This window comes from Cedecea sp. B1(4) (assembly GCF_059414925.1).
This window is the reverse complement of sequence record NZ_JCAHMZ010000126.1, coordinates 1-348: the sequence shown is the minus strand read 5'-3', so window position 1 is coordinate 348 and position 348 is coordinate 1. Positions and strand designations below refer to the sequence as shown.

At 59.5% G+C, this 348-nt stretch carries 1 protein-coding gene; it reads right to left on the bottom strand.

Annotated features, from left to right (window positions below):
• Positions 1–348: hypothetical protein (locus ACR6JA_RS22330; protein WP_494599594.1), on the bottom strand; the 348-nt coding region annotated here is incomplete at both ends.

The following is a 348-nucleotide window of genomic DNA, read 5'->3' as shown; positions in this document are numbered from 1 at the left end:
GCGCCCTTGGCCGCTGCGGCGGGGGCTGTCGGCGGCGGGTCTGTTTTCAGCATCGAAAATTCCCTGTGCCCATCAAAAAGCCACACGCGGTTCCCGAGCTCCGCGCGCAGCGTGAACCCTTTAGGCGGTACATATGCCGCCTTTGCTGGTGTGTCGGCACTGGTTTCGTCGGCACCCTGCCCTGTCGCTTCGGGCTTCACTACAGACACACCCGAATTCAATAGACGGTCCTCTTCAAGTGCTGTGAGCCGCTTGTTGAGGGAAGTGATTTGTTCCAGGATCCCCTGAGTCTGCTTGCTGTTGACTTCGTCGCGATTTGCGAGCGCCTGCGCGACCTTTTTCTCTAGG